The organism is Bdellovibrio sp. HCB117 (assembly GCF_047305915.1).
Lineage (GTDB): Bacteria > Bdellovibrionota > Bdellovibrionia > Bdellovibrionales > Bdellovibrionaceae > Bdellovibrio > Bdellovibrio bacteriovorus_B.
Genome location: NZ_CP178622.1, coordinates 2,814,284 through 2,829,331 on the forward strand (window position 1 = coordinate 2,814,284; position 15,048 = coordinate 2,829,331).

At 45.8% G+C, this 15,048-nt stretch carries 13 protein-coding genes and 4 tRNA genes; 2 read left to right on the forward strand and 15 right to left on the reverse strand.

The features are described 5' to 3' along the window. Positions 1 to 7 precede the first annotated feature (7 nt). The 6 genes from ACLWBD_RS13385 to pyrF form a co-directional block, all read right to left on the reverse strand. Positions 8 to 82, reverse strand: a tRNA-Thr gene (locus tag ACLWBD_RS13385). 151 nt (positions 83 to 233) lie between these two features. Continuing rightward, positions 234 to 310 (reverse strand) — tRNA-Gly (locus ACLWBD_RS13390). 65 nt (positions 311 to 375) lie between these two features. After that, a tRNA-Tyr gene (locus tag ACLWBD_RS13395) sits at positions 376 to 461 on the reverse strand. A gap of 27 nt (positions 462 to 488) precedes the next feature. After that, positions 489 to 564, reverse strand: a tRNA-Thr gene (locus ACLWBD_RS13400). A 67-nt stretch (positions 565 to 631) separates the two neighbouring features. Beyond that, on the reverse strand, positions 632 to 1,531 hold the full coding sequence (locus ACLWBD_RS13405; protein ID WP_413568517.1) for a TrmH family RNA methyltransferase: 900 nt from the start codon (positions 1,529 to 1,531) through the stop codon (positions 632 to 634). After that, positions 1,518 to 2,237: an orotidine-5'-phosphate decarboxylase gene (gene pyrF, locus ACLWBD_RS13410; RefSeq protein WP_413568518.1), complete on the reverse strand. Its 720-nt coding sequence runs from the start codon at positions 2,235 to 2,237 to the stop codon at positions 1,518 to 1,520. Before pyrF ends, ACLWBD_RS13405 begins: the two co-directional genes overlap by 14 nt. Before the next feature lie 161 nt (positions 2,238 to 2,398). Here pyrF and ACLWBD_RS13415 point away from each other — a divergent pair, with 161 nt between their 5' ends. Together ACLWBD_RS13415 and ACLWBD_RS13420 are read left to right on the forward strand one after the other, a co-directional pair. Continuing rightward, positions 2,399 to 2,821 (forward strand): HAMP domain-containing protein, encoded by a 423-nt coding sequence (locus ACLWBD_RS13415; protein ID WP_413568519.1) that lies wholly within the window; start codon positions 2,399 to 2,401, stop codon positions 2,819 to 2,821. A 139-nt stretch (positions 2,822 to 2,960) separates the two neighbouring features. Continuing rightward, positions 2,961 to 3,395 carry a hypothetical protein gene (locus ACLWBD_RS13420; RefSeq protein WP_413568520.1) on the forward strand — a complete coding sequence of 145 codons (435 nt, stop codon included), beginning with the start codon at positions 2,961 to 2,963 and terminating at the stop codon, positions 3,393 to 3,395. A gap of 39 nt (positions 3,396 to 3,434) precedes the next feature. Here ACLWBD_RS13420 and purM read toward each other — a convergent pair whose 3' ends face one another. Genes purM through purF form a run of 9 tightly spaced genes read right to left on the reverse strand, consistent with a single transcriptional unit; the run spans position 3,435 to position 14,775 of the window. Further along, positions 3,435 to 4,436, reverse strand: coding sequence for a phosphoribosylformylglycinamidine cyclo-ligase (gene purM, locus ACLWBD_RS13425; RefSeq protein WP_413568521.1), 1,002 nt, complete (start codon positions 4,434 to 4,436; stop codon positions 3,435 to 3,437). A 13-nt stretch (positions 4,437 to 4,449) separates the two neighbouring features. After that, positions 4,450 to 5,970: a bifunctional phosphoribosylaminoimidazolecarboxamide formyltransferase/IMP cyclohydrolase gene (gene purH / locus ACLWBD_RS13430; RefSeq protein ID WP_413568522.1), complete on the reverse strand. Its 1,521-nt coding sequence runs from the start codon at positions 5,968 to 5,970 to the stop codon at positions 4,450 to 4,452. After that, positions 5,967 to 6,701 (reverse strand): phosphoribosylformylglycinamidine synthase subunit PurQ, encoded by a 735-nt coding sequence (locus tag ACLWBD_RS13435; protein WP_063204881.1) that lies wholly within the window; start codon positions 6,699 to 6,701, stop codon positions 5,967 to 5,969. The genes purH and ACLWBD_RS13435 overlap by 4 nt, the downstream gene beginning before the upstream one ends. Beyond that, positions 6,685 to 9,729, reverse strand: a complete 3,045-nt coding sequence (locus tag ACLWBD_RS13440; RefSeq protein WP_413568523.1) for a phosphoribosylformylglycinamidine synthase subunit PurL — start codon at positions 9,727 to 9,729, stop codon at positions 6,685 to 6,687. The genes ACLWBD_RS13435 and ACLWBD_RS13440 overlap by 17 nt, the downstream gene beginning before the upstream one ends. Further along, complete coding sequence (gene purN / locus ACLWBD_RS13445) at positions 9,729 to 10,349, reverse strand: phosphoribosylglycinamide formyltransferase (RefSeq protein WP_413568524.1); 621 nt, start codon at positions 10,347 to 10,349, stop codon at positions 9,729 to 9,731. Before purN ends, ACLWBD_RS13440 begins: the two co-directional genes overlap by 1 nt. Beyond that, the gene (gene purD, locus ACLWBD_RS13450) at positions 10,346 to 11,578 is read right to left on the reverse strand and encodes a phosphoribosylamine--glycine ligase (protein WP_413568526.1); all 1,233 of its coding nucleotides are present in this window, start codon (positions 11,576 to 11,578) and stop codon (positions 10,346 to 10,348) included. The genes purN and purD overlap by 4 nt, the downstream gene beginning before the upstream one ends. 1 nt (position 11,579) lies before the next feature. Beyond that, entirely contained in the window at positions 11,580 to 12,611 is a 1,032-nt protein-coding gene (locus ACLWBD_RS13455) for a phosphoribosylaminoimidazolesuccinocarboxamide synthase (RefSeq protein ID WP_413568527.1), read from the reverse strand. Beyond that, positions 12,602 to 13,321 carry an AIR carboxylase family protein gene (locus ACLWBD_RS13460; RefSeq protein ID WP_413568528.1) on the reverse strand — a complete coding sequence of 240 codons (720 nt, stop codon included), beginning with the start codon at positions 13,319 to 13,321 and terminating at the stop codon, positions 12,602 to 12,604. Before ACLWBD_RS13460 ends, ACLWBD_RS13455 begins: the two co-directional genes overlap by 10 nt. Next, positions 13,318 to 14,775, reverse strand: a complete 1,458-nt coding sequence (gene purF / locus ACLWBD_RS13465; protein WP_413568529.1) for an amidophosphoribosyltransferase — start codon at positions 14,773 to 14,775, stop codon at positions 13,318 to 13,320. Before purF ends, ACLWBD_RS13460 begins: the two co-directional genes overlap by 4 nt. Positions 14,776 to 15,048 lie beyond the last annotated feature (273 nt).

A 15,048-nucleotide genomic window follows, 5' to 3' on the forward strand; every position in this document is an offset into this window, starting at 1 on the left:
TAACAAGTGGAGCCCATGATCGGAGCCGAACCGACGACCTCACCCTTACCAAGGGTGTGCTCTACCACTGAGCTACATGGGCAAGTGCATCGCCAGATAAATCTTCTCTTCGTTGCTTTGTCGTCGGTGTGCGGTGCACACCTTCCTCGGTCGCGCCTCGATAAGATTTACCTGTCGAAGCACTTCCTCACAACTTAGAAAACTTATCTCGCGATACCCAACTCTGACAAATTTGGAGCGGGAAACGGGTCTCGAACCCGCAACCCTCTGCTTGGAAGGCAGATACTCTAGCCAATTGAGCTATTCCCGCCCTATCAGAGTGCCCGAAGAAGAGTAAACTCCTCTTCCCATTTTCATCTGGGTTAACATTCAAAATGGTGGGCAGGGAAGGATTCGAACCTTCGTAGACGCAAGTCAACGGATTTACAGTCCGTCCCCTTTAGCCACTCGGGCACCTACCCATTTTGTGAATGTTGACCCAGAAAAAATGGAGCTGGTTATGGGACTCGAACCCGCAACCTGCTGATTACAAATCAGCTGCTCTACCAATTGAGCTAAACCAGCCTTACTGAGATAACCGAAATGTTTTACGGATAAAATCTAAGTCCGTCAAAGATAATTATTTGCCAGATTACGATTTTTTTCGGTTTCCGCGCGGTGCGTGCTGCCTGAGAGTTTCAGTTAACGCCATAGCTGTCGCTACAGAAGCGTTATAACTCGCCGAAGAACTAGCCTGCGGAATGAAGACCAATTCATCACAAAGTCTTTCTGTTGTCACTCTCAAACCTTTGTCTTCCGAACCAATCGCCCAAATAACTTTATCTGGAAGATCCAATTCAAAAATAGATCTTTTTCCACGCGGACTAAGACCAAAAATCCAATAGCCTTTTTTCTTTAATTCTTCTGCATAGTTAGCAAAATTGGTCGTTTCCTCAACCGGAACGTGCTCAACTCCACCACAAGCGACTTTATGAACTGTCGGAGTTAGACCCACCGCGCGATCTTCGGGAATCAATACGCCGTGAGCACCTGTAAGCCAAGAAGTTCTCATAATTGCGCCCAGGTTGTGCGGGTCTTCGATACCGTCCAACATTAACACGACGGACTTATCGAAACTATCCAGACCATCCATATCCAAAGTCGGTGCGCCATCGACGAAAATCGCAGCACCCTGTTGTGAAGAACCGAACTTTTCGATCACGTTCTCGGGCTTGATATCGACCTTCACTCTTTTCTCTGTCGCTAGATCGTGCATGTCGCGAAGGTCACCGGAATGCTCCCATCCTTGACGGATCCACATGCCTTTCACTTGGTTAGGACGCACGTTTAAGACTTCATTGATCGCATGTGTCCCGATCACGATACGCCAGTCGCGTGGAATCTGATTTTCAGAGCGAGCGGCAGGATGAGGACCACGTCCCTGCTGTGGACGGCCGCTTTGAGGACGACCTCCCCCAGAGGAGCGAGCACCGCTTTGTTGCGGACGTTGAGATTGAGAACCACGAGACGGACGAGAATTATTTTTCTTCATAAGCAGCCATTACAAAATCTGTTGCAGTTTCCTTGATGTTATTTGATTCAAGGATGGGTCTTCCAACGACCAGTGCCGAAGCTCCTTTACGAAGAGCTTCTTTGGGACCCATGATACGCTTTTGATCGCCGGAATCCTGCATACTAAATCGAATTCCAGGTGTGACAAGGTAAAGATCGCGGTTTTGTAAAAGGTCTAATTCATGCGGAGAGCAAACCACGCCTTGAAGGCCCGAAGAGCTGACTAAATTCACCAGATCGGTCACGTGCTGAGCAATCGGTTGTTCTTTCATATTCCCAGGGACAGAGGCTTGATCCCAAGATGTTAGAATAGTGACCGCCAAAATCTTAAAAGGCCTTTGGCTTTGCAGCTCTTTTTCTACGGCGGCCATCCTTTTTAAGGCTTCGGCTCCGCTGAGAGCGTGAACTGTGACTAAAGAAGCCCCTGCTTCGAAACTTGCGCGAACAGCGGCCTCCATTGTGGAAGGAATATCAAAGTGTTTGTTATCCAGGAAAATCGGGCCTCGTTGCGCCATCTCTTTTACGAATTCCATGCCATAGCGAAGACAAAGGCGCGGACCCAGCTTAAATCCGCCCACGATCTCACTGAGATCATCAGCAATTTTTAAGGCTTGATCGCGAGTGTCGACGTCGAGAGCTAAAATAATCGGATTTCTCATCGGATGAGCACGAAGATTTTTTTTCAAAGGGACTCCTGACATAATGGATTTTTGCAGTTTCTCATTCGGGGATGAACGAGGCAACTATCGGCGCGGGTCGTCTCACCCAGAGACACCTCTTTTTCAGCTTAGAGAATTCATTTAGCCACCTTGGCGGCTGAGTTATACTAAGAAAAAGGCTGAAAAGTATGAAAATCTTCAATCAAAGACGCCGTCTGATCGTCAATCGCGAAGTTCAATACGATGTGCTTATGTACGTGGGCATTTTTGTCATGTCCGTCTTTGCGGTTCAAGCGTTGGCGATGTACATATTTTTAAGCCAGCTTGAACACGTTGTCAGTCATATGACGGCTTTGGAATTTGTCGCTAAGTACAAAGTCAGTATTTTGATCTATCAACTGATTCCGGTCGGTTTCGGAATGATTGTTGGAGTGTATGTTTTTAACAAACTGACCAGTCGAATTGTCGGTCCTTTGTACAACGTTAAAAGAATTCTTCATAATGCCGTTGAAACCCAGCAAATTCCGCAGGAAATCAAACTGCGTGAGCACGACTATTTCCGGGAAGAAATCAACGACATCAATGTCATCTTAAAAAGACGAATCAAGTAGACTCTTTTTTGCGCCTGAGCACCAGACACTTCTTCGACACCAGCCTAGATGGACTTCCCATGAAATAAAAAGAAGAAATCAAAAAAATTTTGCGACTTCCTTTGAAGCAGAAAAAAATAAGGCCATCAAAGGAGGTTCCATGAAGTATCTAATTCCATTTCTATTAAGTATGGCTTTATCCACTCCTGCTTTCGCGCAGGATGTAAATGATAAGACGTCGAATGAAGAAACGTTTGAAATTGTTTTAGGTGAACAAGGAGACGTTGAAGCGCAAACCCGCCATTTTTACTACAACTTCGGTCGCACGTACTTGAATCAAACAAAATCGGCCCGCTTTTATATTCGTAATACGGGAGGCTTACCAATCTATTTCAATGATTTCGACATCAGTGGAAATGGATTTTGGTATAACGAAAACTGCCCACGTTTGCTTTTCTCAGGACAAAGATGTTCGGTGCGCGTTTACTTTAGACCAAATTATATCGGGAACTTCAATGGTCGATTGGATATAGAAATGACCGGAGCTGAAGACATCCGCATTCACCTTCGTGGCCGAGGCATTTGGCCGTTCTAAAAAAATCAAAAGGGGAGTTTTTCGACTCCCCTTTTTTATTTATAGCTTCCAATCCATCATCGTTATTCGACCCGAACCGCGAGAGATCTGTCCCAACTTCCACGCTTTTATTTTTTTAGCATTCAATTCGGCAAGGACTTCCTCGGCCTGAGCTTTCTTAACCAAAACGGTGAAGCCAACACCCATATTGAACGTACGGAAAAGTTCTTCTTGTGATAAATCCGCTCGCTGAAGCATGGGTTTAAAAACAGGCGCCATCTCGTCGACGGAAGGCCAATAGGAAATCGTGTAATCGAAGTTATCACTCATACGTGGAATATTGTGAATACCTCCCCCTGTCATATGGGCGGCGGCAAGAATTCCGTGTTGAAACTTTTGGCGAAGATGAGTGAAAGTTTCCACATAGATTTGCGTTGGCACAAGCAACTTTTCTAAAAGGTCTGTTTCTGTATCCTTCACTAATTTTCGTAAAAGCGAATAGCCATTGGAATGAAAACCACTGGAGGCTAGACCGATTAAGACATCGCCTTCGCTCATGTGTTCTTCTTTGAACATTTCTGAAGGCGCTAACTCCCCGACACTAAAGCCTGCCAGATCATACTCTCCGTCTTTATAGATTCCCGGCATTTCGGCGGTTTCTCCGCCAATTAATGCCATGCCTGACTGACGGCAGCCGTCGACCATGCCAGTAATCAATTCTTCACTGATGCGTGTATCCAGCTTCCCGAAAGCCATGTAATCCAAAAAAAACAAAGGGCGCGCACCAACACACAAAAGATCGTTCACACACATCGCAACCAAATCAATTCCGATACCGTGGTGTTTATCGAGGTGCTGACCAATCTTCAGCTTAGTCCCTACGCCATCGGTACAAGATGCGAGATATTTTTGGTCATTCAATTTGTAGACGGCAGCAAATCCGCCAATTCCTTGCAACACCTGATCGTTGAATGTTGTCGGAACAAGCTTTTTAATTCTTTCAACAAAGGCATCGGCTTTTGTGATGTCGACTCCGGCTTCTTTGTAATCTACTTGTGACATACTTGTTCCTTTCTTAATGAAGAAAATGACGGCGACCCGTAAAGATCATCGCGATATCCAGACGGTCCGCTTCAGCGATCACATCGCTGTCTTTGATAGAGCCGCCCGGCTGAATGATATATTTAACCCCTAAATTCGCAGCAACCTGAATCGAATCGGCAAACGGAAAGAAAGCATCTGAAGAAAGCACGACATCAGAAATATCTTTGATGCCTTTATCACTAAGACGTGAATGGATCAGTTTTTCAATACAATCCACGCGGTTTGTTTGGCCTGACCCCATGGTGAGGAGTTCAAACTCAGGGCCCTCTTGTCGACACAAGGCAATCGCGTTGCTTTTTAGATTTTTAACGGCCAATGCCGCAAATCCCGCGAGCTTTTCTTTATCCACTGCAAACTTTTTCTGAGTTACGGTTTTCATCTGGGACAGATCAAAACTATCTTGTTCTTGCATCAGCACACCGCCTTCAATCGAGCGCACTTGCCAAGAGGAATGGGGTGTTAAGCCGACTTCCATCACGCGACAGTTCTTTTTCAACTTTTCACGAGCCGAGTCGGTGAAAGAAGGCGCTAGAATCACTTCGACAAATTTTTCGGAAAAGAATGTCGCGACTTCGTCGGTTACCGGGAAATTCAAAGCAATGATTCCGCCGAAAGAACTTTTTTCGTCGCCCTTCCAGACTTTTTCTAAGGCGCGCAGAGGCGACTCCGCAATCGCCAGACCGCAAGGCGTATTATGTTTCACCACTACAGCGGTAGGTAAAGCTCTGTCTTTTTGCCATGAATGCACATCTTGCAAAGTCTTTAGAGCAAAATCCGCGTCTAAATAATTATTGTAAGACATCTCTTTTCCTTGAAGGGATTTTGCGTGCGCCAAACCTTCTTCAAATGGATTTTTCAGAACGAAGGCTTTTTGGTGAGGATTTTCACCGTAACGAAGTGCTTCTCCACTTTTCTGAGTCAGAAAACCTGCGATGGCCATGTCATAAAAAGCTGTCATCGTATAGACGCGCGATGCACATTTTTGGCGGAACTCAAAAGAAGTGCTACCCGTATTCTCAAATTCTTGAACAAACTCTGAATACTGATTGGATTCACAAAGCACAGTCACAGACTGAAAGTTTTTTGCTCCCGCACGAAGAAGAGTGGGGCCACCGATATCAATGTTTTCAATACACTCTTCAAAGCCACTTTGCTTTTTCAAGGTTTCATGAAAAGGATAAAGATTTACGACGACTAAATCAATCGGCTGAATCCCAAGCTTTTCAGCTTGCTCGATGTCGCCGGCATCGTCACGACGGAATAAAAGACTTGAGGCAATTTCAAAGCTGATGGTTTTCATTCGGCCTTGAAAGGCCTCTCCATGCCCACTCAATTTTTCAACAGGTGTGACGTTAAGGCCTGCAGTCTCAAGAGCTTTAGCCGTTCCACCGCTAGCGATCAACTCGACATTTTTTGCCGCCAGAGCTTTCGCTAATTCTACTAAACCCGTTTTATCAGACACGCTTAATAAGGCGCGACGAATCTGTCTCATAGTTTTCCCCTTAAGAATTCAACTGCACTTTTAAAAAATTCAAGACCCCAGGCTTTTCCCGCGAATGGCAAATGCCAATCGTGCAAAGCGGCTTCGGGATGCGGCATCAGGGCAAAGACCAGCCCCGAAGGATCACAGACACCGGCGATACGCTCGGTGGCTCCGTTAACATTTTCTTTATAGCGAAGGACGGCTTGTTGGTTTTGCAAGAGGCGTCCCAAAACCTTTTCGTCCTGACAAACAAAGCGACCTTCTCCGTGACGGATCGGCAGCACAAATTCTGCAGGTAAGTTTTTCGTCCAAATACAAGGCGATGAAGAGTTTTTTTCAAGTGTCGTCCAATGATCGATGAAGTGACCTTGTTCATTCTTCACTAAGGCGCAAGATCTTTGAAAATCTGCATCTGGCAAGAGTCCCAATCGTACCAGCGTCTGAAAGCCATTGCAGATTCCAAGAACGGGTTTGCTTTTCACGAAGGTCTGCAACTCTTCTTTCAACGTGTTCTCGAGCTTTAACGCGAGAATTTGCCCACTTCCAAGATGATCTCCAAAAGAAAATCCTCCTGGAAAAACCATGGCCTGATGATCCCTTAAAAGCGCGGGATTTTTTAGGAGCTCGTTCACATGCACTTTGCAAGCTTCACCGCCCGCTAGATCAATCGCTCGCGCCGTTTCGTTTTCACAATTGATTCCATCACCCCAAAGAACTAAAAACTTAGGCTTCATAGACATTTTTAACCCCTTCGGACCAAGGTTTTTGCAAGCTCTGTAAAGATGTGTTCGCCGAGGTCCCGGCAAATTCCACTTTGAATTCCGGCTCGTTTAAAACGGTGCCAAGGTGTTTAAACCATCCGGCGAAATGCGTTTCAAAAGCGACTTTTTTACCTTCAGGAACACTGACCACGAACAAGGATCCCGTCTCGGACCAAAGCTCTTCCCAAGAAAGATCTTTGAACGAAAGCTTCATTCCCAAAGAATTTCCGAAACCACTTTCAGCAAGAGCGGTCATCAATCCCCCTTCCGAAATATCGTGGCAAGAAGACAGCACAGAAGCTTGGTGAGCTTCATAAATCTTTTGGTAAAGTTCGATGTTTTTGTGCAAGACAGGATACTCCGGTTTCACATCGCTTTGGACTTCGAACTCTTGCGCAAACGCCGAAGCATACAAACTGTGTGTCAAATTTCCGACGACATAAATTTCGTCGCCTGCATTCTGAAAAAATCCTGGAGTGATTTTATCAGCGTCAGGAATTTGACCAATCGCTGTCATTAACAAAGTCGGAGGAACAGATATTTTGACAGTCTCTCCGCCTTTTGTCTTTCCGATAAAATCATTTTTCATGCTGTCTTTACCACTGACAAGCGGAGCCTTGTAGGCAAGAGCGGCCTCGTACATCCCTTCGCAAGCGCGAACCAATTGCGCCATCTTGTGAGCGGCATCAGGATTTGTTTTTTTACCAATGGGATCTGGCCAGCAAAAATTATCTACCAAGGCCATTTTCTTTGGATTAACACCCGTTGCGACAAGATTGCGAACAGCTTCGTCCACCGCTTTTTGTGCCATCAAATAAGTGTCATAGTAAGAAAACTGAGGACACAGCCCGTTGGACACCGCTACGGCATTGTTTGCTTCACCACCATGGACAGACAAATCAATGACACCCGCATCGTTAGCGCCGTTCTGAGTTTTACCGGCGTAAGGCTTCACTCTTGTGGCACCTTGCACTTCGTGATCATAGTAGCGCACAAGAGGTTCTCTGGACGCGACATTAGGGGACGCTAAAACATTTTTAAGAGCTGAAAGAAGTCCCTCTGCATTTTTCTGTGGAGCCGTCTTACGAGGAGATTCGCGATGATATTCCTGATAGTTTTTGGGTCCTTCAAAGTGAGCCGGGATCTTCATGCGGCTAAGGCCTTCATGGAGAAAGTGCAGCTCTAACGACGCCAAAGGAGTTTCCCCATAAGAAACATCAAATCGTCCTGAATCCGTAAATTCCCCCAGGACGGTGGCTTCTACACCCATGTCTTTTGCAAGAGACATAAAGTTTTGGATATCTTTTGGGTCCACCGCATAGGACATACGCTCTTGAGATTCGCTGACCAACATCTCCCAGAATTCAAGATTTCCATACTTTAAAGGATGCTGACTTAAATCCATTCTGGCGCCGTCTGAAAACTGCGCCATTTCACCAATGGAAGAACTGACACCGCCAGCACCATTATCCGTGATAGCCTGAATCCAACCACGATCGCGAGCCTGTAATGTAAAATCAAGGAGACGTTTCTGAGTGATGCTGTCGCCGATTTGCACGACGTTCGAAGACACTTGGTCATGCAACGCTAAAGAGCTGAATGTCGCCCCGTGAACACCGTCTTTTCCCAGTCGTCCTCCGGCAACGACAATCAAGTCGCCGGGTTTGATTTGCTTTTTTTCGCTCGGACGCCCGTGCACCGTCTTCGGCATCACTCCCAGAGAGCCCACAAAGATCAAAGGTTTTGCAGCAAATTCGCTGGCAAAATAAAAGCTCCCGTTCACGGTCGGAATGCCACTTTGATTTCCGCCTTCTTCGACCCCTTGATGAACGCCACGGAAAATCACGGCGGGCTCTTTCAAAAGTTCAGGACGCTTTGGTGAATCTGCAGAAGGAAATAAGTCTTTCTTGGAAAGACAGAAGACATCCGTATTTGCGATGGGCTTAGCCCCTAAGCCACAACCAAGGATATCGCGGTTCACCCCTAGAATCCCCGTCAGCGCTCCGCCGAAGGGATCCAGTGCAGACGGACTGTTGTGGGTTTCCACCTTAACACAGACGTTGATGTTTTTATCGAAATCGACGATACCGCCATTGTCTTTAAAAACCGAAACTAGGTAGCCACATGATTCCAGTTCTTTTGTGGCCTTTTGAATATAAGTTTTATAAAGACTTGTGATGTTTTTATTTCCAACGGCGGGGAAGTCCCCTTTTTCTTCGGTGTAATTGACTTCCGCTGCGAAAATTTTGTGCTTACAGTGCTCGCTCCAAGTTTGCGCCAAGCACTCTAGCTCTACTTCCGTGATTTTATTCGCCCACCCTAAAGAAGCTCGCGCTTGATGCATTTCCGAAGACGAGAAGTGCTGAATAATCGTTGTGATTTCTTCATCCACCAAGGCCAGACCGCGCTCTTCATTGATTCGCTTCAATGTTTCCAAATTCAGATCAAAAAGTTGAAGACGACGATCTTCTAAAACCGGTGACTGCCAAAACTGACGAAATTCTCTCCAAGGATTGGAGCGCTGAAGTTCAGCTCCTCGGGCAATTTCCAGTTTGTGCAAAAGAGGATTTGCCAAAGATTGAAAAAGAATTTTTTCGATTTGTTTTTGAGAATAATCCCCGTCTATTTCAAGTTCCCAGCCACTGTGCGCTTCGATTCCAAAATCCTGCCAAGAAGAATTATGTTGCGAAGAAAAAAGCATCAAAGCTTCGGTTGCTGATCTTGCTAGATTGTCTGTCACGCCCGCTAAGAAACGCAGTTCAACGTAGGTGGATTGAGAGCGGAATTCTGGAAAGCCATGTTGAATTTCTTCAGCAACAGGATCGAAAAAAATTTTATCCATCAATGTGTCTAGGCGAAGTTCTTTGCCGAATCCTGGTTTTTTTTCTAACAGCCAATACACACGACGCAGACGAAGATCTTTCAAAGGCGCTTCTTTTTCAAAAGCCTTTTTTAAAGCATTTTCGGTACTGTGATCATAAAGACTGCGAACAGAAATTCTTTGCATTACGGAGTCTCCTTAAAATAGACCGTATCTTGGCTTCCCAAAGCCACTTTCTCTAGAAACTGACAATAAAGGCGGTGTTCCACTTCATGAAATTGTTGTGTCCATTTCGCAAGATTCGCTTCTTCTTTGCGCGAGACAATTTCTTGAACTAAAACCCGTCCCGTATCCATGCCCTCATCCACCAAATGAAGAGTCACGCCGCTTTCTTTGACTCCGTCGTTAAAAGCGCGTGCTATAGAGTCGACACCAGGATAAGCAGGCAATAAAGAAGGATGAATGTTCACAATTTGCTCCGCTCCGGCATGCCAGTGGCGAAATTGCTGAATAAAATCGGCTGAAAGCAATCGCATGTAACCCGCAAGGAAAATCCAGTCTATGTGATACTCACGAAGAAGTTTTAAGACTTCACTTTCGTGCGTTTTACGATCTGTCTTCTTTTCCACAAGATAAGTTCGCACGCCGGCGTTCTGCGCTTTTTCAAGGACGGGAGCTGCCGATTTGTCAGAAAGAACAAAGGCGACGTCGATTTTTTCTTTTGAAAGCTCTTGAGCTTTTGCGACAAGAGCCATCGCATTAGATCCTGTACCCGAAGCAAAAAGAGCGATACGCACAGGTCTCATAGTCCGATATCCTCGCGCACGTACATTCCTTTAAAAGAAACCTTTTGGATGTCTTTGTAAGCAAGTTCACGAGCTTCTTTGCGCGATGACGCCAATGCCGTCACACCTAGAACCCGTCCGCCAGAATTAACCAAAGCGTTCTGTTTTTCACTGACGCCAGCGTAATACAACTGATGATGGACCTTTGATTCGATCATCACCGGGTGTCCCGTATTCAATGGACCTTGGGGATAACCTTCACTGACGGCCACAACATGCACAGAAGTTTCTGCTTTCACCTCGCACTTTTGATTTTTCAACTCGTGAGTGACGGCAGCGACTATGAGTTTTGCCAAGTCTGTTTTTAGCCTTGGCAAAAGAGCTTGTGTCTCGGGGTCGCCCATACGGACGTTGTACTCTAGAACAAAAAGTCCTTCGTTGGTTTTCATCAAACCCGCAAATAAAAAACCTTGATAAGGAAGATTCTTCGCCTGCAAGCAAGACAAAGTCTTAGAAAAAATCTGTCGAATTGTCTCTTCGTCTTGGGAGGTGATAAAGTCGCACGGGCTGTAAGCTCCCATGCCACCGGTATTCGCACTGAAGGGATCCGGAGTGATGCGCTTATAATCACAAGCTGTTCCCAAAAGAACAAAGTCCTTTCCGTCACACAAAGCAAAGGCAGAAAGCTCTTTTCCAATCAAACACTCTTCTAAGAGTAAGGGATAGCCATACTGACTGCCTAAAACACGAACTGCTTCTTGGGATTTTTCTAAACTTTCACAAACCCAAACACCCTTTCCTTGCGCCAACCCATCGGCTTTGACAACGATGGGTTTCTGGAAGTCGTGCTGCTCTAGGAATGTCATCGCTTCTTTTTCAGAGTATCCTACGTGACAAGCGGCCGTAGGAACTTGAGATTCTTTAAGAATACCTTTACAAAAAAGTTTTGAAGACTCGAGTTCGGCCACCTTCGCTGAAGGGGCAAAGCAAGAAATACCTTGAGTTTCCAGTCGTTGTTTCAGATCAGAAAGAATTGCGGCTTCCGGTCCGACGACCACCAAGGACACCTGGTTTTGCAGGCAAAAAGCCTCAATTTCAGCAGGTGATTCGGCTGCCTTACATTGAAGACCCGCGACCTGCATACCGGGATTCCCAGGGCACACCCAAAGGTCATGAACTAAAGAAGACTCTTTTAGCTTTTGCGCCAATGCGTGCTCTCTTCCACCTTTACCGACGACAACGACTTTCATTTTATGACTCCAAAACTTTTTGCGCTTTTTGATGCCACTGTTTTAAATTCAACTCTTCCGCGAAAGGCTTCTTTCGGCCGACCACAAAAGCCACTTCATTGGCCAAGGCTTGATACAAAAGTGAACTGACTTCGATTTGTGCGGCATTTAAGCTTTGAGGAACTTCGCGAAGTTCTTCGCGACAGATCCCTTTCCAGTCTTGAGTTTTGCGTTCTTGCGCCATCTCTTTGGCTTTTTTGACGGCGGAATGCCAAGACGTTGGCGCATACAGCTGGCGAAGGAATTCCTTAGATAATGGAAGACCTTCATAAGTCAGACGAAGTTCGTCTGGACCAATAGAATCAACAAGAAGGAGCGTCCTTGCTCCAGAGGGACCTTTATCTCCAAAAGCAAATTCTAATTTTCCATCCCACAATTTCACACCGAAAGACGCAAAAAGCTTTTCCAACTCTTGCACGACGGCTTGGGTGTGAAGACGCAGATTTTTAAGCTCTTCTTCAGATACAATATTCATTTGTGCGATTTCCGCACGACTGAGATAGCGATCGGAAGTTTCAAGCTTGGTCGAAAACTCGATCAACGCCGGATTAAAAACCGTCGATGCGTTTGGCATTTCTGTAAGCTGCAAATCTTGCAGGTAAGAAGGATTTTTCTTTAAACGACCTTCTAAGGAATTTCCCTGTCCCAGGAATTTTCTAAAAATCACTTCTAAAGGGACCAGACAATTCGTAGGGACATCTTTATAGACAGAGTAATCGTATTGGCCTTCATACCATTCCGGGCGCAGCACTTTAACGGGCTTTACGGCGATCGTATTTTCTCCGGTCGTTTTCACGAAGTGAGAAGGAATTCCTTTATTTGATAAGTATTCAAAGAAAGAAGCCGCCATAGAAGCCAAGGCCGCACCTTTCATCGGGATTTCATTGGGCATTTCACCCCAATCAAAGATCGAGTAACGATTGCTGTAATTAAAGACCAGGCTGTCGCCGTTTTTATAAAGATCTTTGACTGAGCCCTTATAAATTAGTTCCATGCCGATCTCCTCATTTCAGAAAGCTTTTTCCATTGCAAAACAAAGTTACCGATATTGTTGGCACCGACCCAGGCTCCTGAGTGACGTGCTTTTGCAAAGAAATCCAACGCCAAGTTCGAGCTTGTAATCTGCTCTTTTTCGCAAAGGAAAAGGTTTAGGCCGATGACTTTGGGAAGCTCCCAAGGACTGACAATTTCACCCAGACATTTTTCATCTGTGTGTGAACACCATTGAACTTCCGCGCCGCTGTCCTTTTGAATATCCTCTAAAGATTTTTGAATCGGAGAATAAGACTCAAGACTGCGGTTCCAGTGAAGATAGATTTTGTCTTCTGGAAGGTTCTTCCAGCGCAGAAGAAGGTCTGAAATATGTTTGTAATTTTCTTCCGTCACAGCCATGACCGGAACACCCTTCGGCATTTGAACGATCGACAAAAAGGAATCGAGCCCTGCAAATGCACCATTCACGGCAACACCGAACACGGGCTTCGTTGTCAAAGAAGCGACAACGCCTGGTAAGTGAGCCGCTAATCCCGCACCGGCGACAAATACGTCTGCACCGCATGTCGTGACGATTTCGCGCACGCGATCGGGATGACGGTGGGCCGACGCCACTTCCATTTTTACTTCACCGCACTTTTCTAATGAGTGACACAAAGGACCGAAGACTCTTTCATCACTCGCACTGCCGAACAAAACCTGAATTTTCATAAAGGCACCTCGCTTTTACCATCTCCACCAATATTGTGATGTCTTGTTTTCATAAATTTTTCTGTAGCCACTGGAACTGGATAATCTCCGTCAAGGCAGGCACTGCAAAGATTGGATAGCCCTAACCCCTCTTGCAGACGAGGCAATGGCAAGAACACCAGCCCGTCGACTTCTAAAACCCTGGCGATTTCGTCTTCCGATTTTTTGTGAGCTACTAGAGATTCTCCGTCGGGAAAATCAATGCCGTAAAAGCATGGATGACGAATCGGAGGACACGTACTTGCTAGATAAACTTTTTCAGCACCCGCTTCGCGCAAAAGACGAATGATTCGCGCTGACGTCGTTCCCCGCACAATGCTGTCATCCACTAAAAGAATTTTCTTTCCGCGAATTTCGCTTTCTACAGGAGACAGCTTTAGATTTACCATCATTTTTCGCAGCTCGGGCTGATTGACGATAAAACTTCTTTGCACGTAACGATTTTTAATCAGAACTTCACGATAAGGTTTTTCCAAAACCTCTGCCAATCGGCAGGCAGCTGCGCGAGACGTATCGGGAACCGGCGCAACGACATCGACATCCAAACCTTTTTTCTGAACCTCTTCCGCTAAGATTCGCCCTAGATTCAATCGGACTTCATAGACCGGACGGCCATGCCACTCTGTCTCTGACCCCGCAAAATAAATCCATTCAAACATACAGGGACGGGCTTTCTTTTCACTCAAAAGGAATGAATGCAAATTTAAATCTTTATCAACGAAGACGAGTTCTCCGGGGCGCAGATCACGGAAATATTCAAATCCCAGTCCGAAGAACACCTGCTTTTCCGAAGCAAAGCAGTAACTGTACTTATCCCCGTTCTTTTTTCGCCCTAAAAGCAAAGGCCTGATTCCGTGAGAATCACAGAAAGCAAAGAGTCCTTGATCCGCCAGCATCCCAATGGCGCTGTAAGCCCCCTGCACTTGCTGCAAGAGTTCACGAATTGATTCCGAAAGATTTTGCGCAAGCTCTCCAGACTCTTTCCGGGAAGCAAGTCCAATCGCCGTCATGTGCAGCAGAATTTCTAGATCATTGCGGCTGAAAGTCCAACGCAGTTTGCGATTGCGAAGATAATCAACGACTTCGTCATAATTTGTGACGTTCCCGTTGTGAATCATGCCAATTCCATAGGGATAACTTAAGAACAAAGGCTGAAGATCTTCTTTATCAACCGTTCCTATCGTCGAATACCGGGTGTGCCCTAGGGCCATGGAACCTTTTAATCGAAGCTGCCTTTCAGAAGTGAAAACGTCTTCGACCAAGCCAAGGTCTTTTTCAAGATGAAACTGAGAACGTTCAAAATCATAACTCAGAATTCCCGCGGCATCCTGACCACGATGCTGAAGAGCGAATAAAGCAGGATAAAGTTTTTGACCGGCTTTCTCTTCTCCAATCAGACCAACGACTCCACACATGGATTAGGACTCCCCTTGAAAAAACAAAAACGGCGTCATAGAGACGCCGTTTTTATTAAGATACATATTCAAATTTTTTAGACACTTCGGGTATTCAGACACACGGAGGGTGTGGAGTCGGGATTTTTCCCCCGGACTGCCCCCTGATGGAGGGCCATAGAGCGAATTTCTTAAGAACAGTCGCTGAGCCATACACTCTCTACTTAGAAGATTTAAAAGGATGCCCAACGCTATCGACTGTGACAGAGTTCGGTCAAGAGCCCTAACACAATC